This window comes from Kitasatospora sp. NPDC057904, from assembly GCF_042887925.1.
Lineage (GTDB): Bacteria > Actinomycetota > Actinomycetes > Streptomycetales > Streptomycetaceae > Kitasatospora.
Genome location: NZ_JBHVOL010000014.1, coordinates 21,299 through 43,302, shown reverse-complemented (window position 1 = coordinate 43,302; position 22,004 = coordinate 21,299). Strand labels below are relative to the sequence as shown.

Annotated in this window: 16 protein-coding genes and 2 pseudogenes; 10 read left to right on the top strand and 8 right to left on the bottom strand. The window is 70.7% G+C overall.

What is annotated here, in order from left to right; all coding sequences use genetic code 11:
- Window positions 1–587: WD40 repeat domain-containing protein (locus tag ACFVSN_RS30230; protein WP_387956917.1), on the top strand; the 587-nt coding region annotated here is incomplete at its 5' end.
- Between the two features lie 182 nt (window positions 588–769).
- Here the strand turns inward: ACFVSN_RS30230 and ACFVSN_RS30225 are convergent.
- Window positions 770–895 carry a hypothetical protein gene (locus ACFVSN_RS30225; protein WP_387956916.1) on the bottom strand — a complete coding sequence of 42 codons (126 nt, stop codon included), beginning with the start codon at window positions 893–895 and terminating at the stop codon, window positions 770–772.
- 164 nt (window positions 896–1,059) lie between these two features.
- On the opposite strand from ACFVSN_RS30225, the gene ACFVSN_RS30220 reads away from it, so the two are divergent.
- The 3 genes from ACFVSN_RS30220 to ACFVSN_RS30210 all read left to right on the top strand — a co-directional run bounded on the left by ACFVSN_RS30220 (window position 1,060) and on the right by ACFVSN_RS30210 (window position 4,070).
- Window positions 1,060–1,785 (top strand): zinc ribbon domain-containing protein, encoded by a 726-nt coding sequence (locus ACFVSN_RS30220; protein WP_387957021.1) that lies wholly within the window; start codon window positions 1,060–1,062, stop codon window positions 1,783–1,785.
- A gap of 65 nt (window positions 1,786–1,850) precedes the next feature.
- Window positions 1,851–3,275, top strand: coding sequence for a serine hydrolase domain-containing protein (locus ACFVSN_RS30215; RefSeq protein ID WP_387956915.1), 1,425 nt, complete (start codon window positions 1,851–1,853; stop codon window positions 3,273–3,275).
- Window positions 3,276–3,326: 51 nt separating this feature from the next.
- Window positions 3,327–4,070: a MerR family transcriptional regulator gene (locus tag ACFVSN_RS30210; protein WP_387956914.1), complete on the top strand. Its 744-nt coding sequence runs from the start codon at window positions 3,327–3,329 to the stop codon at window positions 4,068–4,070.
- Between the two features lie 125 nt (window positions 4,071–4,195).
- Here ACFVSN_RS30210 and ACFVSN_RS30205 read toward each other — a convergent pair whose 3' ends face one another.
- On the bottom strand, window positions 4,196–4,591 hold the full coding sequence (locus tag ACFVSN_RS30205; RefSeq protein ID WP_387956913.1) for an FHA domain-containing protein: 396 nt from the start codon (window positions 4,589–4,591) through the stop codon (window positions 4,196–4,198).
- Between the two features lie 399 nt (window positions 4,592–4,990).
- Here ACFVSN_RS30205 and ACFVSN_RS30200 point away from each other — a divergent pair.
- Window positions 4,991–5,176: pseudogene (locus ACFVSN_RS30200) on the top strand (hypothetical protein); the annotation flags it as partial.
- 10 nt (window positions 5,177–5,186) lie between these two features.
- Here ACFVSN_RS30200 and ACFVSN_RS30195 read toward each other — a convergent pair.
- Window positions 5,187–6,134 carry an SDR family NAD(P)-dependent oxidoreductase gene (locus ACFVSN_RS30195; RefSeq protein WP_387956912.1) on the bottom strand — a complete coding sequence of 316 codons (948 nt, stop codon included), beginning with the start codon at window positions 6,132–6,134 and terminating at the stop codon, window positions 5,187–5,189.
- Between the two features lie 109 nt (window positions 6,135–6,243).
- Here ACFVSN_RS30195 and ACFVSN_RS30190 point away from each other — a divergent pair, with 109 nt between their 5' ends.
- Entirely contained in the window at window positions 6,244–6,909 is a 666-nt protein-coding gene (locus tag ACFVSN_RS30190) for a TetR/AcrR family transcriptional regulator (protein ID WP_387956911.1), read from the top strand.
- Window positions 6,910–7,021: 112 nt separating this feature from the next.
- Here ACFVSN_RS30190 and ACFVSN_RS30185 read toward each other — a convergent pair.
- Window positions 7,022–8,156 (bottom strand): annotated as a pseudogene (locus ACFVSN_RS30185) (FAD-dependent oxidoreductase).
- A 108-nt stretch (window positions 8,157–8,264) separates the two neighbouring features.
- Here ACFVSN_RS30185 and ACFVSN_RS30180 point away from each other — a divergent pair.
- Window positions 8,265–8,951, top strand: a complete 687-nt coding sequence (locus ACFVSN_RS30180) for a TetR/AcrR family transcriptional regulator (protein ID WP_387956910.1) — start codon at window positions 8,265–8,267, stop codon at window positions 8,949–8,951.
- 13 nt (window positions 8,952–8,964) lie between these two features.
- On the opposite strand, the gene ACFVSN_RS30175 is transcribed toward ACFVSN_RS30180, so the two are convergent.
- Entirely contained in the window at window positions 8,965–9,090 is a 126-nt protein-coding gene (locus tag ACFVSN_RS30175; protein ID WP_387956909.1) for a hypothetical protein, read from the bottom strand.
- A gap of 737 nt (window positions 9,091–9,827) precedes the next feature.
- On the bottom strand, window positions 9,828–10,685 hold the full coding sequence (locus ACFVSN_RS30170; protein ID WP_387956908.1) for a helix-turn-helix domain-containing protein: 858 nt from the start codon (window positions 10,683–10,685) through the stop codon (window positions 9,828–9,830).
- Between the two features lie 117 nt (window positions 10,686–10,802).
- On the opposite strand from ACFVSN_RS30170, the gene ACFVSN_RS30165 reads away from it, so the two are divergent.
- The 3 genes from ACFVSN_RS30165 (at window position 10,803) to ACFVSN_RS30155 (ending at window position 12,867) form a co-directional block, all read left to right on the top strand.
- A complete protein-coding gene (locus tag ACFVSN_RS30165) occupies window positions 10,803–11,861 on the top strand; it encodes an aldo/keto reductase (protein ID WP_387956907.1) in 1,059 nt (352 codons plus the stop codon).
- A gap of 220 nt (window positions 11,862–12,081) precedes the next feature.
- Entirely contained in the window at window positions 12,082–12,696 is a 615-nt protein-coding gene (locus ACFVSN_RS30160; RefSeq protein WP_387956906.1) for a hypothetical protein, read from the top strand.
- A gap of 33 nt (window positions 12,697–12,729) precedes the next feature.
- Window positions 12,730–12,867: a hypothetical protein gene (locus ACFVSN_RS30155; protein ID WP_387956905.1), complete on the top strand. Its 138-nt coding sequence runs from the start codon at window positions 12,730–12,732 to the stop codon at window positions 12,865–12,867.
- A gap of 514 nt (window positions 12,868–13,381) precedes the next feature.
- Here ACFVSN_RS30155 and ACFVSN_RS30150 read toward each other — a convergent pair.
- Both ACFVSN_RS30150 and ACFVSN_RS30145 read right to left on the bottom strand, forming a co-directional pair.
- The gene (locus ACFVSN_RS30150) at window positions 13,382–13,945 is read right to left on the bottom strand and encodes a hypothetical protein (RefSeq protein ID WP_387956904.1); all 564 of its coding nucleotides are present in this window, start codon (window positions 13,943–13,945) and stop codon (window positions 13,382–13,384) included.
- Between the two features lie 7 nt (window positions 13,946–13,952).
- Entirely contained in the window at window positions 13,953–21,602 is a 7,650-nt protein-coding gene (locus ACFVSN_RS30145; RefSeq protein WP_387956903.1) for a polymorphic toxin-type HINT domain-containing protein, read from the bottom strand.
- Between the last annotated feature and the right edge of the window lie 402 nt (window positions 21,603–22,004).

Here is a 22,004-nt window from a genome sequence, read left to right as displayed (position 1 = left end):
GCGTGGTGGACGGCCGGCCGGTCGCCGTCACCGGCGGCCACGACGGGACGGTGCGGGTGTGGGACCTGGCCACCCGTCAGGAGATCGGCGAGCCCTTGGACGGTCCTCCCCTGGAGGTGTGGGCGGTGGCAACCGGGGTGGTGGCGGGCCGGCCGTTCGCCGTCACCGGCAGCGAGGACGGGATGGTGCGGGTGTGGGACCTGGCCACCGGCGAGCCGATCGGCAACCCCCTGCGAGGCCACCGCGAAGACATCTCGGCGGTGGCAACCGGGGAGGTGGAGGGCCGACCGGTCGCCGTCACCGGCAGCGAAGACGGGATGGTGCGGGTGTGGGACCTGGCCACCGGCGAGCCGGTGCACTGCCCCACCGGCAGGACACGGACGGCGGCAACCGGGGAGATGGAGGGCCCTCCGGTCGCCGTCACCGTCGGCGAGGACGGGACGGTAGAGGTATGGGACCCGGCCACCGGCGAGCAGGTGGGGCCGGAACTGCGCTTCCCCGCACCAGTGTTTGCGTGGGCGGTGGCTCCAGGCGGGCGGCTCGTGGTCGGTTTCGGTCACGAGGTCGCGGTCCTGTCCCCCCGCTGACCGGGCAAACCATCCTCCCCATCAGGCCCCCGCGGGCCTGCCACTCGTGAATAGGCGAACGCAAACCGGAGCCCTGCCGCCCCGAACCGGAACAGCCGCAAGGCCACATACCCGGCCGGGGCCGCAGGGGCCAAGGGGCAGCGCGAACGCGCCGCCGCTTACGTGTCCCCGTCTCGGTGCCGTCAGGTCGGGGCGGGGATCCAGGCGCCTCGGCCGTCGAAGAGTCGGGCGATGGCGTCGAGAAGGTTGTGGCCCTGCTTCGTGGCGGTGGACAGGTAGCGGGCGGCCAGGCGTTCGAGGGTGTCCATGGTGAAGTCGGTGGAATACGGGTGTGCGGCCCGGATGGCCTTGGCCTCGTCCCAGGTGTGTCCACCAACAGCGTGGCGAGGTCCCCGGCCCGGGTCTCGGGGAGGCCGTCGACCAGGCCATCGCCGCCCGCGCAACCGTGATCTACGTCGAGGACCTGCGCTCGATGGAAGCGGGGGGCATGGACCGCAGCATGAACACCCGCATGTCCCAAGCGGTGCGCGGGCAGATCGTTGACCGGATGAGGCACCTCGCCGCCGAGAGCGGCATTGCCGTCGCCACCGTCCCGCCCCGTGACACCTCCCGGCACTGCCCGCACTGCCTCACCGTCCAGCGCCACCGCAAGGCACCCGACCGCCCCACCACGCCCGGCTGGAAGTGGGCCCTGTGTCCCGGCTGCGGCTACCAGGGCGACCGTGACCAGGGCGCGTGGAAGCGCATCGCCGCACGCGGTCTCACCCACCAGGCCAAGACCGCGGTGGACCGCACCACGGGTGCGCTGGTGATCCGCTCGGTGGTGGACACACTCGAAGCCTGCGCAGTCATCACACCCGCGCCGAAGACCCGCCGGGACCGGTCCAAGACCGGACCCACCCGGCACACGCCAACACGTCCGACGCCCAGGCAACGCCGGACACCCTCCCCGACGAGCCGTCACCGGCCCGTCGGCCAGCGTCCGGAGGGACACGCTCACACGGACCGGCCCCAGCTGCCCCGCGCAGCCCGCCGACACCAGGACGTGACGACAATCAGCACACCCACCACGGCCGGACACAGGCCACACGGGGCAACACTGGGCGCGGGATTCCACCTCCACGCCCATGCCGCCCCGCCCAGGTGGGAACACATCCCAGAATCAGACACCACGCCTGACTCAGGACCACTTAGCTGATTAGAGACGCTTTCCGGGTTCCGGGCTTGACCTTGTCCCAGGGGCAGGGTTCGACGATGGTCCGCATGACCAACAACTCGTTCAGCACCGTCGAAGCCCGGATCCGCGAGCAGGCCGCCGCCTACTGCGAGTCCAACAACGTCCCCGGGTTCGTCGCCGGCGTCTACCACGCGGGCGAGCAGGTCGTCGTCGCCCACGGTTGCGCGAACGCGGCCACCGGCGCACCGATGCTCGAGGACACCGGCTTCCTCTTCGGCTCCGTCACCAAGGTCCTGACCACCACGCTGGTCCTCCAGCAGGTCGAGCGCGGGGTGCTGGACCTCGACGCGCCGGTGGTGAGGTACCTGCCCGAACTGGCCCTGACCACGCCGGGTGCGGCGGACAAGATCCTGGTCCGGCACTTGGTCTCGCACACCAACGGCATCGACGCGGACCTGTTCTTCCCCGATGCCAAGGGCCGTGACGCCCTGAAGGCCTACGTCGAGGGCCTTGCGGGCAGTTGCGGTGCCCTGTTCGAGCCCGGAGAGCGGCTCAGCTACTCCAACGGCGGCATGATCGTGGCGGGCCGCCTGCTGGAGGCGGTGACCGGGCTGCCCTTCCCCGAGCTGCTCAAGCGCGAGCTCTACACGCCGGTCGGCATGACCGACTCCAGCGCCTCGGCCGAGGAGGCCATCCTGCGCAGCACGGCGGTCGGCCATTTCCCGGATCCGCAGACCCTGGCGGCCAGGCCCACCAGCATGTTCATGCTGCCCGACACCTGGGGGCCGGCCGGCGGCACGCCGATCGGCACGATCGCCGACCTACTCGCCTTCGGGCGCACCCACCTCGCGGGCGGTGTGTCCCCGTCCGGCGCGCGCGTCCTGTCGGCCGAGTCGACCGCGCTGATGCAGCAGGTGGCGTTCGACATGGGCACCCCGAACACCCCGCCGATCGGCCTGGGCTGGGTGCGGTACCCGTTCGGCGACACGACCGTCCTGGCCATGTCGGGTGCCTCGCCGGGCGGGGTGTCCATCCTGTGCGTCCTTCCCGAGCACGACCTGGTGTTCACCGCGTTCGGCAACACCCCGGGGGCGATCATGCTGCAGGACCAGATCCTGCGATGGCTGCTCAGCGAGCACCTCGGCGTGCGGGTCCCCGTGCTGATCACCGAGCTGGAGGAGGACGTCGACCTCACTCCGTACGTGGGCACGTACCGCTCCAACCAACTCCGCGTCGACGTCAGCGTCGTCGACGGCCAACTCGAGGAGCGGGTGACGTACGAGCCGGCGGACGCCTCGCAGGAGCGGATCTTCACGCAGTTCGCCGGCGGGAGGGTCTGTGCCCCGCCGCAGCGCCTCGTGCCGATCAGGCCCGGCCTGTTCGCGCCGGCCGGATTCCCGCTGGAGGCCTTCGACGGGTACCTGCGCCTGCTGCTGGTATCCTACCACGACGTCAGCGACGGCCAGGCGCGCTTCCGCAACGGCGGCGGCCGACTGACCCTGCGGGTCTGACCTGCCCGGTCCGGCCCCCCGGACGGCCCCCCGGGTGAGAGGATCTCCAGCATGCTCACGATAGGCCAACTCGCCGACTACGCCGGGGTGACCGCCAAGGCCGTCCGCCACTACCACGAGCGCGGCCTGCTCGCCGAGCCCGACCGCGACTCGTCCGGCTACCGGCGCTACGACGCCCAGCAAGCCCTCACCCTGGTCAAGATCAGGACGCTGGCAGGCGCGGGCGTACCGCTGGCCCGCGTCAAGGACCTCCTGGACGGGGACCCCGACACGCTCACCACGGCCATCGCCGAGATCGACCAAGACCTCCGGGACCGCATCGCGCACCTGCGGCAAGCCCGTGCGAACCTCGCCCGGCTGCGCAGCGGCGATCGGCTGTTCGTCTCCCCGGATGTCGCCGACTACCTCGACCGGTTGCGCGAGCTCGGCGTCAGCGAGCGCCAGGTGCGCCTGGAACGTGACGGCTGGATTCTCCTGCACGCCGCCTCACCCGAGGACGCCGACCGGTGGTTCGCGCAGAAGCACGAGCTGATCACCGACCCCGAGTTCAGCGCCCTCTACCGTGAGACCGACGCCGCCTACGACTGGTCGCCGGACGACCCCCGCCTGCCCGCGCTCGCGGAGCGCACCCTCACGTGGCTCGCCGGCCACCACGGCTCGTCCGAAGCCGGGCCCGTCGACAACCCCAGGATCGCCCAGCTGGCCGCGCAGACCCAGGCAGGGGCCTCATCCCCGGCCTGGGAGCGCCTCGCCCAACTCATGAGGGCCGGTCCGACCACGCCGGCTCCGCGGTGACCGGTCCAGCCGCGATCGGTACGGTCCGGCCGCAGGCGATCGCGCAGACCCCGGTGAGCAGGGGCGCGAACGCTGGACCACGCGATGGGCAACGTGGCGCCCGCCGAACCCGGGAAACCCACCCGTCAACGCGGCGCCGTACGCACCGTGATGGTGGTCCACACACCCAGGTGAATGCGGTCGCCGTCCTGGAGCTCGATCGGCCGCCCGAGCTCGACCTCGTCGCACGCGCCGTTCATGAACGTGCCGTTCGCCGTCGCCTGCGCGATCAGCACCAGGCTGCCGTCGTCCTGCTGCTGCAGGAGCCCGTGGCGGTGGCTCACCCCCGGATCGAGGGCGAGATCGATCTCCGGCGGCACCCGGTGGCGTCCCGCAAGGCTCCTGCCGATCCAGAGCCGGCCCTTGCCGGCTATCGGGATCCGCCGCACCGCCCGGTCCGTGGGGAAGTCGGGAATCGGGTACTCCGCCCCGTACAACGCGAGGTTCCTGCGGTAGTACTCATGATCGGCGTGGACCTCCACGACCCACCTCCCCTCTCGCACCGACGCGACGGAGACCGGTACCCCGTCCGCCGACGCCGAGTCATCTCCGTCGTGCACCACCACGACAGCAGCCTGCAGCGGCTCCCGGCCGGTCCGCCCCACCTGCATCAGCGTGCTCCCTCTCGGACCCGATCGCTCGGCTTCCGCCGGAGACGTGCAGGACCCACCGCTCGGTTGCGGCGGAACGGCGAGGGTGGCGTTCAGGCGGAGGAAGACGGTGGTGGTCGGAGACTTCGGGCGGTATTCGACGTTGCGGGACCGGGGCCTCGGCGATGCCGGCGCCGCTCGTCTAGCCCCCTCAGGAGGCCGGCCTGTGGACACCACGGCACGCATCACCCGGCAGCCCGAGGCCGACGCCCTACTCTCCCCCGGCGCCGGCTCCGCGCCGAAGGCCACGAGATCCGGGACGAGGACATCGCCCGCCTCTCCCCGCTCAAACACTGCAACCTCAACGTGCTTGGCCGCTACGGCTTCACCGCCTCCACCCCGGCCGCTGGCGCCCTGCGCCCGCTGCGTGACCCAGACGCGGCCGGGCTCGGGCTGGATGAGGACGACGAGGAGTAGGGCGCGCGGGCTAACTGGTGATGGCCGGTCCGGACTGGATCCGGTTCTGCTGGGATTGGGCGACGGGGAACGTCACGCCGGTGAGGTCTTCGGAGACGGCCCACAGCCGTTGCTGGACGGCTGTCTCGTACGACTGCGCGCTGGAGGTGGCCAGCTGAGGGTGGCCCTTGATCTCAAGGCGTCCGCCGGGGCCGTAGTACTGGCCGCCCAGCACGGCGGGGTCGGTGGCGGCGCGTAGGGTCGGCAGTGCGCCCATCGCCGGGGTCTGGGTGACCAGCGGCGCGAGCCAAGTGAGCGGAAGCCGGATGGCCGCAGGGCTGTTACGGGCCAGCTCGGTGCTGGACAGGCCGGGATGTGCGGCCACCGCGACGGTGGTGCCGTGCGGGGCGAGCCGGCGCTGCAGCTCGTAGGTGAACATCAGGTTGGCCAGCTTGGACTGGCCGTAGGCGCCGGCCCGGCTGTACGACCGTTCCCATTGCAGGTCGTCGAAGTGGATCGCGGCCCGGATGCGGTGGCCGGTGCTGCTGACCGTCACCACGCGCGAGCCGGGCACCGGCAGCATCAGGTCCAGCAGGAGGCCGGTGAGTGCGAAGTGGCCCAGGTGGTTGGTCCCGAACTGCATCTCGAAACCGTCGGCGGTCGTCTGCTTCGGGGTGTACATGACGCCGGCGTTGTTGATCAGCAGGTCGATCCGGTCGTACCGGGATCGCAGGGCCTGGGCTGCGGCCCGGACGGAGTCGAGCGAGGTCAGGTCCAGCGCCTGCACGGTCACCTCGCCGCTGATGCGGGCCGCCGCCTTCTCGCCCTTGTCGACGTTGCGCACGGCGAGCACCACGGAGGCCCCGCGTTCGGCGAGCGCCCTGGCGGTCTCGAATCCCAGGCCGGTGTTGGCGCCGGTCACGACGGCCACCCGTCCGTGCTGGTCGGGAATGCGTGCGGTCGTCCACTCATCGCTCATGCCAGACTCCCAGCCTCTGAAAGTACCGAAGGTATCTTGCGCTTCGGACTCTAAGATACCGTCGGTACGATGTCAACGTACCGACGGTACGTAATCTAGACTGGGGAATGTGACTTTCCAGCGCGCGCGAACAGAGGAACAGCGAGAGATCCGCCGGCAGGCGATCCTCGACGTGGCGTCGGCCATGCTCGACGAGATGCCGGTGGCCGCGGTCACCCTCAACGAGCTCAGCCGCCGGGTAGGGCTGGCGAAGCCGAATGTGCTGCGCTACTTCGAGTCCCGGGAAGCGGTGCTCCTGGAACTGCTCGACCGCTTCCTGCAGGAGTGGCTGGCAGAACTGACAGAGGAGTTGGCCGCCGCCCTCGACAACGATCTCTCCATGCCCGAGCGAGCGGCGGCGGTGGCCGAGGTCCTCAGCCGCTCACTGTCCGGCCGGGTGGTGCTGTGCGAGCTCTTCGGTGCACAGGGCAGCGTTCTCGAACACAATGTCTCCGTCGAGGTCGCAGCCCGCTACAAGCGCGCCTCCCTGGCCCGCCTGACGACCATGACCGACCTGGTCCGGACGTACCTACCGGAACTGGGCGAGAACGCCACCCTGTTCAGTCTGCAAACCATGGTCATGGCCGGGGCGCTGTCGGCGTACAGCACCCCCCCACCCAGTCTGCAGGCGGCCTACCAGGCCGAGCCCGACCTGGCCCGCTTCCACCTGGACCTGGAGGACTACTTGAAGCAGGCCTTGACCGCAACTCTCCTGGGTGTACTACCCCGCCGCTGAAACGACGCATTGCCGTCCTCGACGACGACATGCTCAGCCGGCCGTCGTGGCCCCAGACGGTGCCGCTGGGGAGGGCGACCTTGCGCGGGCCGAGGCCGCACGCCGTCATCCGTCACGAGTCCCGCCCGGTCCGGGTCATCAGTGCGAGTGTGCCGTGGGGAGCGTTGCCGTCGATCATGGTCGAGTACAGGTCGTCGTCGTCCGCCTCGACTGCGGCGGCGCGGGCGAATATGCCCTGTTCGTGCAGGGCGAGCGCGGCCTCCACGTCGGCCGGGGTGGGCGGCGAGCGCCCGGCCGAGTTCGGCGCCGTCCAGCATGGCCAGGTTCGCGCCTTCACCGTTCGGCGCCCTGAGGTGGGCGGCATCGCCGATCAGGGTCACTCCCGGCGTGCGGTCCCAGCGGTGGCCGGCCGGCAGAGCGAAGATGCGCCGCAGGACCGGCGGGGTGTCCGTGGCGGTGACCAGGGCGATGAGCTCCGGTGCCCAGTCGGCGAACTCCTCGGCGAGCAGCGAGGCAAGGGCGGTGGCGTCCGTGACACCGGGACCGGCGGGCCATTCCTGGGGCTTGCGCAGCTGGGCGTAGCTGTGCAGGGTTCCGCCGCGCTCGCGGTGGGCCAGGATGCCCCTGTCCGGCGCGAGCGCGAAGAGCGATCCGCCGCCGACCGCTGCCGCGCTGGCACGGTGGCGGGTGTCGCCGTCGAACAGGAACGTCTCCACGCTGCAGATGCCGACGTACTCCGGGAGGGCGTCGGAGAGCACGGGCCGCACCCGCGACCACGCTCCGTCCGCGCCGACCAGCACGCTCGCGACCACGGTGGCGCCGCCGGCGAAGCCGACCTCGTGGCGGCCGTCGCCGAGGGACCTCACCCGGGTCGCCTTGTGCCCCCATCGGACCGTGCCGGCCGGGAGCGAGTCGAGCAGCAGCTGCCGCAGCTCGCCGCGCGCCACCTCGGGGCGCTCGCCGTTGCCCTGGTCGGGCAGGTCGAGCAGCACGGTCCCCGCCCGGTCCATGACCCGATAGCACTCACGGCCGGCCAGGACGAGTTGACGGAAACCCTCCGTCAGCCCGGCCGCCGCCAGCGCCCGCAGGCCGTTCCACGGGTGGATGTCGAGCAGGCCGCCCTGGCGGCGCGCGTCCGGTGCGGGGTCCGCCTCGTAGACGGTGGCCCCGATCCCGTGCACGTGCAGCACACGGGCCAGTACCAGACCGCCGAGACCTGCTCCGATGATCGTGACCGATGTCGTCATGGCGTGCCTCCACTGGTTCGACGGATGTCTCCCGACCCATATTGGATCGGCGATCCAAAACGCTACATGACTTTGGATCGCCGATCCATCCGTGCGACAATCGGCTTCATGGTGCCGAGAACTGCGAAGACCTCACCGCGGAGCCCGCGGCGTACGGAGAGCCTGTCCCGGGAGGTGATCGTCGAGGCGGCGACCGAGCTACTGGACGGCGGAGGCGAGGCCGGGTTGACGCTGCGCGCGCTCACCCAGCGGCTGAGCACCGGCTACGGGGCGATCTACCACCACGTCACGGACAAGGCCGACGTGCTCGCGGCGGCCACCGACGACGTCATCGCCCGCGTTCTGGCCGGGGTGGAGAGCAGCGCGGACTCCCGGGAGGCCCTGCGCCGCCTCGCGCTGGGCCTGTTCGACGCGATCGACGCCCACCCCTGGGTCGGCGCGGAACTCTCGCGGGAGCCCTGGCGGCCCGCGCTGCTGGACTTCTACGAGAGCGTCGGCAGACTGCTGGACGCGCTCGCGGTCCCCGAGCGGGCGCGCTTCGACGCGGCCGGAGCGCTGGTGAACTACGTGCTCGGCGTAGCCGGGCAGAACGCCGCCAACGCCCGTCGCCGCGTCGATGGTGACCTGGACCGGGCGGCCTTCCTCGACCGTGCCGCCGCACGCTGGGCACAACTGGACCCGGAGGCCTACCCGTTCGTGCTCGCGTCCGCGACGCGGCTGCGCGAGCACGACGACCGCGAGCAGTTCATGGTCGGCCTGGACATCTTCCTGGCCGGGGTCGCGATGCTGGAGTAGTCGGCGGCTGCGCTCAGGCGGCCGGAAAGCTGTCGGTGCCGAGGACGTTCAGCAGCGCCAGGTTCTCGTGGCTCTCGGTGCCGGGCGTCGCGGTGAAGACGAGCGGTGACTGGGCCTGGTTGTCTGATGCGGCACGCACCCTCCTCACCACCTTCCCCGGCCCCCGCCCCCGGCCAGCCAGACACCAGCGCCCCGGGGCAAACTCACCGGCGGCCCCCCGGGGGAGGCGAAACTCCCCACCGCCAGCCAGCGTCCTGTGCCCGAGGTGAGGCCGGGTCAGGACCGGCGCCACCAAGAACTGGTGCGCTTCGCCTCGGCGTCCGCAGCTTCGGCGGCGACCCGCTCGCGCTCGGCGGCCTCCCGCGCCTTCCGGTCCGCGTCGGCCCGGCGGCAGCCGGCGCACAGCCCGTCGTCGTTCCAGCCCCGTTCCTTCTCCTCCCACCACGTCAGAGAACGGCGCCGAGCAGCGGCGGCAGGCCGGACGGCGCCGCTCCCGCTCCGCCGCGGCCTGCTCGACGGCCAGTAGCTCGTCGCCGTCCGGGTTGTCGTGCGCGTCGGTGAAGGTATGCCAGCCGTCCCGGCCGAAGCGGTGCCAGACCGGGGCGGCGGCGCCGGTGCGGCCGGTGCCCGCGCAGAGCCGGGCGATGCCGATTTCGTCGGCGGACAGCGGCCGGTTCTCGTCCGGCCGACCGGCGGCGCGGCAGCCCGCCCTGAGCCGAAGCACCATGGTTGTCACCGGTTCGGCGAGCTGGTCGGTGCGAGTGAAGCACGGTGGTTGTCACCGGTTCGGCGCGCTACCGGTCACCAGCAGCGCGCGAAGCACAGTGAGTGTCTCCGGTTACGGCGGTCCGCCGGTCGCCTGAGCTGCACGGCGACTCAGCCAGTGGGCCTGGACACGTCGGTTGCGCATAGCCGGTCCAGGGAGGCTCGGCTCTCCTCGTCCGCGGCGCGGTAGACCAGCAGGCGCAGTTCCGGGTCCTGGAGCGGCAGCAGGACTTCGAAGTCGACGGTGATCGCACCGACGACCGGATGCCGCAGCAACTTCCGGCCGCGTCCGTTGACGCCGACCTCCCGCTTCGACCACAAGCGGGCGAAGTCCTCGTCCTGCGTGGCGAATTCGGCGATGAGGCCGGACAGTTCCCGGTCCTGCGGGTGTGCGGCCCATGCCGCGCGCAGGTGGGCGATCCCGTCCCGCAGCATCTGCTCCCGGTCGGCGTAGAAGCCTCGCATCTCCGGGTGCAGCAGACACAGCCACATCGCGTTGCGCCGTGACGGCGGCACGGCCTCGAATCCCGGTAGCAGCCGAGCCATTTCGGGGTTCCAGGCGAGGATGTCGTAGCGGTAGTCCAGCAGCATGGCCGGCAGCGGTGACAGGTCGCCGACCAGGCGGGCCAGCGACGGCGCCGCACCGGCGGCCGCACCACCGGTGATGCCGGGGCGGCGGCGTCCGGCCAGGTCGAACAGGTAGTCGCGCTCGCCCGGATCCAGCAGCAGGGCCCGGGCCAGCGCCTCCAGCACCTCTACCGAGGGCCGCAGCCCGCGGCCCTGCTCGAGACGGACGACGTAGTCGGTGCTGACCCCGGCCAGTTCGGCGACCTCCTCTCGGCGCAGCCCCGGCGTCCGCCGGGGCCGCCGGGGCGAGGGCAGACCCAGCCGTTCGGGGTCCAGGCCTTCGCGCCTGCTCCGCAGGAAGGCGGCCAACTCCTGGGCGGTGTCGATGGTTCCGGTCGTCATGACCGGTCCAACCGCCAGGGTGGGACCGGTCTTCCCAGGAAGTGTCTTCCCTTACCCCCTGGCCGGCGCCGCCACAGACTCGGTCCCGGCAACGGACCACGAACACAGGAGAACCTGATGGCACTGTCCCTCGACGCCTACCGGCTGCTGGGCCGCTCGGGACTATGGGTCTCACCGCTGGCCCTGGGTACGGCGACCTTCGGCACCGAGTGGGGCTGGGGCGCCGAACGGGCCGAGGCCCGCAAGCTGTTCGACCACTACGTCGGGCTCGGCGGCAACCTCCTCGACACCGCCGACACCTACACCAACGGCAGCTCCGAGCGCCTGCTGGGCGAGTTCGCCCGCGAGGAGCGCGAACGCCTGGTGCTGGCGACCAAGTACTCGACGCTGCGCCGCCCCGGCGACCCCAACTCCGGGGGTGGTCACCGCAAGGCCCTGTTCGGCTCGGTGGAGGGCAGCCTGCGGCGGCTGGCCACCGACTACATCGACCTGCTGTACCTGCACGTCTGGGATTTCCGGACGCCGGTCGAGGAGATCCTGCGGGGCTTGGACGACCTGGTCCGGCAGGGCAAGGTGCTGTACGTGGCGATCTCCAACACCCCGGCCTGGCAGGTGTCCCGTATGCAGACGATCGCCGACCTACGCGGCTGGTCGCCGCTGGTCGCGCTGCAGCTCGAGTACAGCCTGATCGAACGCACCGCGGAGCGCGACCTGATCCCGATGGCCCGGGAACTGGGCCTGGGCGTGGTCCCGTACTCACCGCTGGGCGGCGGGGTGCTCAGCGGCAAGTACGGCCCAGACGACGTGACCGCGACGGGCGCCGGCGACGGCACTCGCAGGGCCCACAACCTCGCCTTGGGCACGCTCACCGAACGCAACCTGGCCGTGGCGGGGGTCGCCCGTGAGGTCGCCGCCGACCTGGGCCGCACCCCGGCCCAGGTCGCGCTGGCCTGGACCCTGCGGAACCCGGGCGTGGCGACCACGCTGATCGGGGCCCGCACCCCCGCCCAGCTGGAGGAGAACCTGGGCACCCTGGAGGTCGAGTTCACGCCCGCCCAGCTGGCCCGCCTGGACGCGGCGAGCGCGATCGAGCTCGGCCAGCCGCACGACGTGCTGGCGAGCGACCACATCCGCCGGGTGACCACGGGCGGCCTGCGGATCGAGACCCGCGGCTGACGGTCGGCCGTCAGCTGCGGGAGCCGGGGTCAGAAGCCCTTGCTCAATCGAGCTTGGTGATCGTGAGGAGTCTGCTGCCTGGGTCGGATGATCCTCTGGCGTCTGGGCATGGAAGTGGGGCAGTTCGGGTGCCAGGACGCTGCGGGGCTGGGCCCTACCGCCTGCGATGTCACCGCAGGCGGATAGCCTCCGGCGGGACGGACGACCGATGGGAGTGGGCATGGACATCGAGGAGATGCTGGATCGACTCGGCGTGGTGATCGGGCCGCCGCCCGAGGACGGCGTGACCCCGGTCCCGTGGGAACTCGCACCCGCGGCGATCGGCTTCCAGTTGCCCGCGGACTACCGGGCGTTCGCCGACCGGTATGGGTCTGTCAGCATTAGCAACGAGCTGCACATTTTCACACCAACGGAAGTCCCCAGTCCCCACGCCGCGGTGCCGTCCGGCTTCGAGGGGTTCCTGTACAACACGACGGAGCCCTACGGATACTGTGCCTGGCTAGCCGAGTGCTACCGGGACGGGGACTACAGGGAGTGCCCGTATCCGCTGTTCCCGGCCGAGGGCGGCCTGCTGAAGTGGGGCAACAACTACAATGCCGACCACTTCTTCTGGCTGATGCGGGGCCCGGATCCGGACCGGTGGCCGGTGGCCGCCAAGTTCCACTCGATGTGGGAGTGGGACGTGTTCGAGGGCGGCTTCCTGGAGTTCCTGCTGGCGGCGGTGACCGAGCAGTATCCGTACCACGGGGACGTCGTTCCCGGCGGGACGAAACAGGTCGGTGACAGCCGTGCCTATCGCCCTCGGGGTGACTGGTCGAAGAACCTTCGGGAATAAGCCCGCGGACACGGTCAACGGCCGGCTCCGCTGGTGACAGTCGGGGCCGGGGGCGAGGAGACGGTCCCTGTCTCGCTTGGCACCTTCCTCAACAACACGAAGGCGAGGCGGGCCAAGCTGAGCGAGGGACAGCTGGTGCAGCTCGCCGAGCACGGCATCGAGTGGGCGTAGCGGTCCGGCCCGGCCGGGGTGGGGTCTTGTCGGACGCTTCGGCGGCCCGAGAAGGCCCCAGGAGGACGTCACCTCGCCGGGGTGACGGCCTTCCGGCGCCTCGGGTCATGAGGGAGTGCCGGTGTTTGCGGCGGGCCCCCGACCGGCCACCCCGTCCCGCAGCGTCCGGCCCCGAGCCGTCGGCAATCGCTGCGGGACCGCCTCCTCCGTCCTCGGACACCTGCAAAAGGCGCTTGCCGGATTCCTGTCAAATCGCTGTGCAGAACCGGGAATTGAGTGAACATCATCTGAGTTCCATCCGGTCGAACGAGCCATCGCCTGGCTACAGTAACCGCCCGCGGCAACCGCCGCGTCCCCTACCGAAGCGTCCTGAAGAACAACACCTGGCTCCACAACCGCGCCGCCGCCCTCAACCTCCGCCGACTGATCAACCTCGGCCTCACCCACGCAACCACGTAACCCAGGAGGGGCTGTCCCCAACCGGGACAGCCCCTCCACCAGCAAGATCTTCTAGCTAGAGTCCGTCGAGCCAGCGACGTGCCGCGGTGCTCTCGGTCGGGTGGCCGATCTCGCCGGTCGCCACCCACTCGGCGAAGTTCCGAAGGACCTGCGAATTGCCCGGATCCTTCAGGACGAACGCACTGATCGCGGATTCCCACGTGGTGCCACAGCACAGAACTGTTCCATCGAGCGACAGCATGCGGAATTCGGGGCGACAATACCCGCTACCGAGCAGGCCCGAAGCACCGGTTCCCATGATGTCCCACGAGTCCTGCAGCTCCACGCAGATCCAGTGCGAAGGGCCGTCCTTCTCCGGCGTCAGTGCGACCAGGAAGCGGCCATCGGCCTCCGTGAAGAGTCCCGCACCCACGGACAGGCGGTACCAGGCTGTGTTCGCCTTTTCGAGAAGAAGCGGGTCCCCGAGGTCCACCACCGCCTCGGTCCGGCCGTCCTCGGGAGGACAGCTCGGCGCCTGACCGGTGACGAGCGGAGGCACGAGCCCGCCCAGGTCGCCGCACTCCTCCAGGACCACGAGACCTGCCGCGGCAAGGGATTCCATGGCTTCCATTTCATCCATGTCGAAATCACTTCGGCTTCGGTACGTATTGGGCGAGGAGGTTGGCGTAAGGATACTCCATCACGTTCTTGTAGTTGTGGCCGGTGACGAACCCGACGACCCCATCGCTGCGCACGAGCACACGGGTCAAGGTCGTCGGCGAAGCCACACCGGTGAAGATGGTCGCCTCGAACCACGGGCTCTTCTCGTTCCCGTTCGCCCTGAACCAGTCGGGCCCGTCCGAGGTGATCCGCTGGGTGACCCGGCCGCTTTCGATGCCGTTCACCGTGTTGTGGACCTCCCTCGGAATCTCCGCCCAGGCCTTCACCCCGGCGGCGATCCGCGCCTCCACCTGATCCGGGTGGTACGGATCGTCCTTGAAAACGGGAGATACGGCGTCATCGCCACACGTGTTGTGCACCAGGACCGGCGTGGTGCCCGCGAGCACGTAGTAGGTGTGGAGCTGGTCGACGGTCAGGTTGTGCATCGCCCGGGCGCCGGCTACGGCCCGGGTTCCGACGATGCGGACCAGGTGGCCGTCGGCCGACACGAGGGTGTGGCCGGGCTGGAGCTCCGCCGCCGTGGTCCACGCGCGGGTGGTGTCGTCCCAGAACGGGTGGTTGGCGGTGGTGTGGAGGTCGCTGTTCTGGCCGTCGTCGCCGACGACCGTCACGTCCAGCAGGTCCTCGTCGCCGTGCACCCAGGTCGCGGTGACGGTCCGGCCGCCCTGGTCGACCGCGGTGCCCTGGTCGGCGGACTGAACCCGGTCGCCGACCGCGATGTCACCGATGGCCTTGGTGTCGCCGTCGGCCATCAGCACCCGCGTGTCCGGGGTGAAGCTGCAGTAGGTCCCCGGCGCCGGGTCGGAGCCCCCGCCCCCGGAGCCGCCGCCATCGGACTTGCTGCCGCCGGCCGGCGCGTCGTCACCGGCCTTGCCGCCGCCGCCAGGCTCGGTGTTGGGCTCCTTGCTGCTGCCGCTGCTCGGGCTGGAGGGTTCGTCGCTCTTGGGCGTGGTGGGCGCGGGGTCGGGGTCGGAGGCCACCGGCTCGTCGTCGCTCAGGAGCCGCTTGAGCCAGCTGACTCCTTCATCGATCTCGTCCGCGGCCTTGTACGCCTTGTAGCCCTCCTCGGCGGCCTTGACCAGTCCGTAGCCGTCGATCGCGATCGACGCGACGGTGCCCGTCACCTGGCCCGCGATGTAGGCGTCCGAATCGGTGTCGATGCCGAACAGGTCCGCGACCGGGGTGTCGTCGACGTAGTCCATGTGCCCGGCCTCGGGCATGTACCAGGCGTTCTCCTCGTAGATGTAGTCGTTGTAGAGGTCGGCACAACTGTTCCAGACGTCGGCGGTACCGTCGACGACCCACTCGTACGGGTCACCGACGATCGAGTCGGCCGCGCCAGCGAGGAAGTCCCCGCCCGCGTCCACCGCGTCGTCGAACAGGTCCTCGCCCCACCACAGGCCCGTAGGGTCACTGCCGGTGGTCGGGTTGTCGGCCGCGTAGGCGTAGCCGCCCATCTGATTGCAGTCCCCCACCTCCAGGACCGGGTCGACGCTCAGGAACCGGCCGATGACCGGGTCGTAGTGGCGGGCTCCCAGCAGACTGAGGCCGGTGGTGGTGTCGACCGGCTGGCCGAGGAAGCCGTGGTTGTCCGCCCAGTTGGCCGGGTTCGTGCCACGGAGATTGCCGTAAGGGTCGAAGGAACGCCGGGTGATCCCCAGGGTCGCACCGTCGATCTGGAGTTGGGCCGTTCCCTGACGGCCGGCCGGCTGGTAGCTGATGCCTCCCTTACTGGAACGCACGATCGTCGTGCCGTCCGGCGCGCGGTAGTAGCGCAGGCCACTGACCGTCTTGCTCACCGCGTCGAGGTTCAGCTGCTCGGCGCCCCCGAACAGGTAGAGCGTGGTGTTGGCGGGGCCGCGCTGGAGCAGCAACGCGCCGTCGGCGTCGTAGAGGTAGCCGCTCTGCTTCCCGTCGGTGGTGGCGCTCTGGGTGCGACCCTCGGCGTCGTACGTGAAGCTCTGGTTGCTCGTCCTGGCGCCCGTGGTGACCCGGCCGGTGGTGTTCCCGGCCTTGTCGTAGGCAGGGCTCAGGGTGGTGGTGCCGGTGGTCGGGTTGCTGATGGTGACGGTGGCGGCCGCGTTGGGCTGGTTGGCGGTCGCCGCACCGGCCCCCGGGTAGGTGAGGGTCTGGGTGGTGTCCTTCGCCGCGTTGCCGGTGACGTCGTGGCTGACCTGCTGAGTGCGGTCACCGAGCTGGTTGAACTGCCAGTCCTGCCAGTAGGGGTTGGGCCCGCCGATCGTGGTCGGGCTCGGCTTGGCGGTGTTGCACCGGGCGAGCTGGCCGGCGGTCGCGCTGGTGATGCCCTTGGTGTCCGTCCAGGCGGTGACCAGCCGGTCCTGTGCGTCGTAGGTGAAGCACTGGGTGTCGGTGAGCCGGTCGGTGCCGCCGCTCGACTGGACGTCGGAGACGGTGGTCAGGTTGCCGGACTCGTTGTAGCCGAGCGTGAGGTTGCTGATCGGGTTGGCGGTGTTGTTCTGCAGGGTGACCCTGCTGGTGGCCAGCCGGCCGGTGGCCTGGTCGTAGGTCTGCGCGGTGCGCAGCTGCTTGGTGGGCGTGCCCACCGTGGCCTGCCAGACCTGGCCGAGCGGGCTGTAGTTGGTGGTGGCCACGTAGGGCGTGCTGGGCGAGCCCATGCTGTAGAGCAGGCCCTGGAGGTTGTAGCCGAACCCTACGGTCTCGCCCGGCAGCCCGCCCTCGGTGCTGAAGGTGGTGGAGGCGAGGAGGTTGACGTTGGCGGTGTAGGCCGCTCCGAGGCTGTAGGTTCCGGCCAGTTTGCCTTCGGCGGCCGGGATGACGATGGAGGTGCCGGTGGGCTGGCCGACCGAGTTGTAGGCGTCGACCCGTGTGGTGTACGCACTGCCGTTCTTGCCGCCGACGTAGCGGTCCGAGGACGAGAACAGCCCCTTGCCGAGGGTGTCGTAGTTCCAGTCGGCCAGCAGCTTCGACGAGTCACTCGTGTCGCCACCCGCGTACTCGCCGGTCTTCCGACCGAGCGGGTCATAGGTATACGAAAGCGTCTGTCCCCGCGCGTCCGTGGTCGAGGCGACCCGGCCCATCGCGTCGTAGCCGGTGCTGCTGGTGCCGCCGTCCGGGTCGGTCTGGGTGAGCTTTCGGCCCTGGAGGTCGTACGTGTAGGACCAGGTGTTGCCGACGGTGTCCTTGATCGTCGCCGGCTGGCCGGCTGCGGTGTAGGTGTAGCGGGTGGTGATGTCCGCGGTGGTCGCCGCGTTCGCCGTGCCGCTGGACCAGAGCAGGGTGTTCCCGCTGTCGTAGACCGCGAGGTTGCCGTCGCCCTGGACCTTCACGATCGCACCGGCGTGGCCCGCGGTGTTGCTGGACCAGAGCTGAGTGCCCTTGGGGTCCTTGACCACGAAGTTGCCGTCGGCCTGCACGGTCGCGTAGGCGCCGGGGTGTCCCGAGGTGCCGGCGGACCAGAGCGTGCGGCCGTCGGTCAGCGCGGTGAGGACGAGGTTGCCGTCCGCCTGCGCGGCCAGCCGGACGCCGCCGGAGACCTCCGAACTACCGGAGTAGATCGTTGAGTTGGGCGCCAGCGTCTTGTCGCCCGTGGTGTCGCGCGAGACGGTCGCGGTGGTGCGGCCCTCGCCGTCGGTGTAGGTGGTGGTGGCCTTGCCGCCGCCCGGCGGGGTGGTGTCGACCCGGTCGACGCCCCGGTAGGCGGTGGAGGAGCGCCAGACCGTGGTGGCGAAGGAGTCCAACTCCGAACTGACGGCGCGACCCTGGCCGTCGTACCCGGTGCGGGTCACCGACGGGCCCGTCTTGTTGGTCTCCGCCCACATCGTGGTACCGGGGGCGTTCGCCGGGTCCGAGTACGGGGCGATGGCGCCGACGGTCCAGCCGTGCGAGTCGTAGAACGTCGACTTGACCACGCGGCCCGCCGAGTTGTCTGCCGTGGTCGCCTGTTCCTGACGGAGCTGCAGCAGGCCGTCGTAGATACTCGCGTTGAAGCCGTACGAGCCGTCCTCGCGGAGCGACTGCGTGGTCACGCTGTTCGGGTCCGGGTTGTCGCCGGCGCCGTGGACGGCGTACGTGTAGATCTTGTCGGGGCTCTGCGCGGCCTTGTTCCGGCCCGGGAACCAGACCCTCGTGCGGCGGCCCAGCGCGTCGAACACGACGTCCGTGACGCGGCCGTTGGAGTCGACGGCGTGGGTGACCGCCGCCCGGGTGGGCGCGACGGTGCTGCTGGAGGTCCAGCCGAGCGGGTTGGTGGTCGATATCGAGGTGGGCAGCGTGCCGCTGTCCGGACTGTAGGTGGTCGTGGTGGCCGCGCCCGCGCCGTCCCGGCTGCGGATCACGCGGCCGTACTTGTCGTAGCTCACCGCGCCGATCGTCTGGAAGACCGGCTTGCCCTGGGCGTCGTAGGAGGCAACCGCCTGGGTGGCGGTGACCAGGCCGAGGGTGGTGCCGTTCTGGCCGACGGTCCCGAGGGTGCCGGGGTTGGTGACGCTGCCGTCGCCGTCGTAGAACATCCGCTTGTGCGAGAGCGTCGTGGTGGCGCCCTCGGCGGTGCCGCAGGGGCCCGCGACGGTGATGGTCTCGTCCGGGACGGTCAGCAGCAGCGGGCTCGCGGCCGGTGCGTCCGCGTACTTGGTGGTGGCGCAGCTCTCCTGGGCGGGGTCGGCGACGTCGGGCTTCTCGTCCACCTGGGAGAGGCGGCCGAGGGCGTCGTTGGTCTGCCGGGTCTGCGCGGTGCGCCAGGTGCCGTCGGAGAGCAGTCCCAGCGTGCGCGACGAGGTGGACTGCACCCTGCGGGCCGTCTGGTCCGGCAGGGTGGACAGCTTCGCCGGGGCCGGGTCCTGCGAGGTCCAGGCGGTCCGGGTCGCGGTCGCGGTGACGGTGGTGCCGGGGGCGTCGGTGAGCACCTTGCGGTTCACGGTGCCGCCGGCCTGGGTGTAGCTGTCCGTCTCCTGGGCGGTACCGGCCAGCCAGGGGCTGTCGGTGGTCTGTTCGCCGAGCGAGTTGGCGAGCTTGACGCTGCGCTGGGTGCCGTCCGCCTTGTAGTCGCCGTCCATGCCCTGGAGGTAGGAGACGGTGGTCTGGGTGACGGGGTCGGGTGCGGCGCCGGTGGTCGTGGTGACGGTCCGGTAGCCGCGGAAGTCGTTCCAGGTGCGGTGCTTGTCGTCGGTGAGGTCGGAGTCGTCCCGGTGCCAGGCCGCGCCGCCGCCGTGGACGTAGTTGGTGATCTTGGCCGGGGAGCCCGCCTTGGTCCGATCGCTCTCGGCGACCTGCGCGACCATGGTCTTGTTGAACCAGTCGGCGATCGGGTCCTTGCCACCGGGCGTGTTCCAGAACACCGGGTAGCAGCCCATGGTGTTGCTGTCGGCCGAGGACGGCATGTGGTTGTTGTCGCGCGAGCACTCGGGCGCGCGGTAGGAGACGGCGATCGACTCGCCGGTCTCGGTCTGGACGCTGGAGATGCGCGGGTGGAACAGCGGCGGCGCCGCCGGGCTCAGCCCGTCCACCCGGTTGTCCAGTTCGACGCCGACGAAGCTCACCGGGTCCATCGCGATGGCGCCGGTGCCGCCGGCCGAGGCGTCCTTGCCGGTGTGGACGATCTGCGAGAGCCACATCACGGACTGCAGGGCGCCGGTGGTCTTCGGGTCCTGGGTCTTGCCGGTGACGGGGTCCATCGTGCCGCCGGCGTCGGAGAACACCTGCTTCAGGTCGTACGAGTCGACGTCCTGCCAGGCGGTGCCGACCCTCACCTTGGTGTCGATCGACTTCAGCCGGTAGGTGGACCAGAAGCTCGGACCGCCCTGCAGGCAGACGCCGTCGGTGTTGTCGCCGTCGACCTTGGTCTTGTCGTCGGCCTTGCAGGTGAGGTCGTACGGGGTGTCCGGCCAGTTGGTGGCGGTGTCCTTGGACAGCTTCGCGGCCTGGCAGTCGGTGTCCGAGACGGTGCAGCGCTGCGCCGCGTTGAAGACGACCTTCGCCGAGGGCTCGCGGCCGGCCTGGGCGTCGGCCAGCTGGTAGCCGTAGGAGACCTGGGTCAGGTAGCCGCCGCGGGTGTACTGGGTCATCGTGCCGCCGTCGCCGTTCTTGGCGACCTGGCCGTAGCCCATGTTGTAGTAGTTCGACTCGGTGGCCCAGTCGTAGCGCTGGATGTTGCCGCGCGAGTCGACGACGAAGTCGAGGTTGAAGCGGTAGCCGACCGGCTTGTCGCACTGCGAGGCGTTGCCCTTGCCGGAGTCGTAGCAGGGGTCGCCCGGCTTCGGGTGGTAGACCGGCACGCCCCACGCGCTGTTGGTGGCACCGTCGGAGGTGGTGCCGGGGGCGTGGTTGAGGCCCAGGTAGTAGGAGGCGCCGTCGGTCGTGGTGACCTTGAAGTACTCGCCGTCCCACAGGCCGTTCGCGGCTCCGGTGAGGCGCTCGATCTTCGTCCCGTCGTCGTTCGGCAGGCGGTAGCTGCCGTCCGCGGCGCGGATCAGCTTGCCGTTGTGCGAGCCGAGCGAGATGGTCGCGTTCCAGCCCGCCCAGCACTCGTCGCCGGAGTCGTCGATCCCGTCGTTGCGGCAGGACTTGTAGGAGCGCTCGATGAAGCCGGGGCTGTAACCCCAGCCGTCACCGATCCACGAGGACTGCGAGTTGCGGGCCGAGGTCTCGCCGTCCACCGACTGCGAGTCGTAGGAGAGCGCGACCAGCGGCGAGACCCCGCCGAGCGCGGGCGGCAGGGTGACCGGGTAGCGGTAGGTGAACGCGCCGGAGGACGACGTCGACCAGGCGCCCGAGGCGGACAGCGAGGTCGCGCCGTAGTCGCCCTGGGATCCGCCGCTGCCCGCCACCGCGGCGACCGCCACACCGGGCGCGGTCTGCGCGGCGAGCGCGGAGCGCGAGGCGAACAGGCTCGCCGACTTGGGCGCCGCGGCCGCCGAGGGCAGCGCCACGGCCGCGGTGAGCTTCTTCGCCGCCTGGTCGTTGACCGACTCGATCGGCTTCTGCACCCGGCACGCGGGCAGTTCCGGCGTGGTCAGCGCGCAGCCGGGCAGGGCCACGAGGTGCAGCCGGGACGCCCAACCGCCGCCGTACGCCTGCTCGACGGCGCCGTAGTCCAGCGCGACGTTGACCGCGCCGTTGCCGGCGCCCTGGTCGGCCCGTTCCAGGCCGACCAGCAGGCCGTCCACGCCGGCGCCCTTGGCCTGCTCGTGGTCGGCGGTGCGCACCTGCACCGAGGAGACCGGAGCGAGCGGCACCAGCGGGCTCACGAGGGCACGGGCCCGGGTGCCGACGGCCGACGGCTCGGCGGCGGTCATCGTCAGCGGGGACTTGGCGCCGGCACGTGCGTCAGCCTTGACGTCCGACGCCCGCACGGCGGCGGGTGCGGCGCTCGTCCGCCCGGCTCCCCCGGCCGTCGCGCCGAGGTCGACCGTGACGGTCGAAGCGGTCGGCCACACGGGCGCGACCGCCTTGTGCGCCGTCAGTTCCCGTGTCCCCGCGGTCAGCACCGGGACGGGCTTGGCCCCGGTGGCGCCCACCGGGTGGCCCTGGACCTTGGCGAGCTCGGGCAGCGGGTCGGCCGCCCACTCCTTGTCGGTGTAGTGGTAGCCGCCGACGACCGACTCGGCCACCGCCATCGGTGTCAGCAGCGAAAGGGTCACCGCTGTCGCGACGGCGACCGTCCCGCGTCGTGCCAGTGCACGCGCGCGGGGTCCGTGAATCCGGCGCAGCTTTGATCGCATGCCGAACTATCCCCCTGTCAAACATTGCCTTTCAGATGCCCGCCGAGTGCGAACATCTGACGATACGTATGATCGTTCGGCACCGTATGGCCATGAATGTTTCACCGACAAAGACCGCCCCGGGGCCCGGATCACAGAGGGTTCTCCCGGCACTCACCCCTGGGCGGTTTCTGCTGGATGAACACGCATAAATGCGGCGTAAATCCGACATTCGACGGGCCCGGCGGGGCCTCGGGCTGTGAACAACATCACGGCACACCCGCCGCCGTCACCAGCAGTCCTGAAAGGGCGACCTCATGGGGGAAATCATCCGCGCCCGGA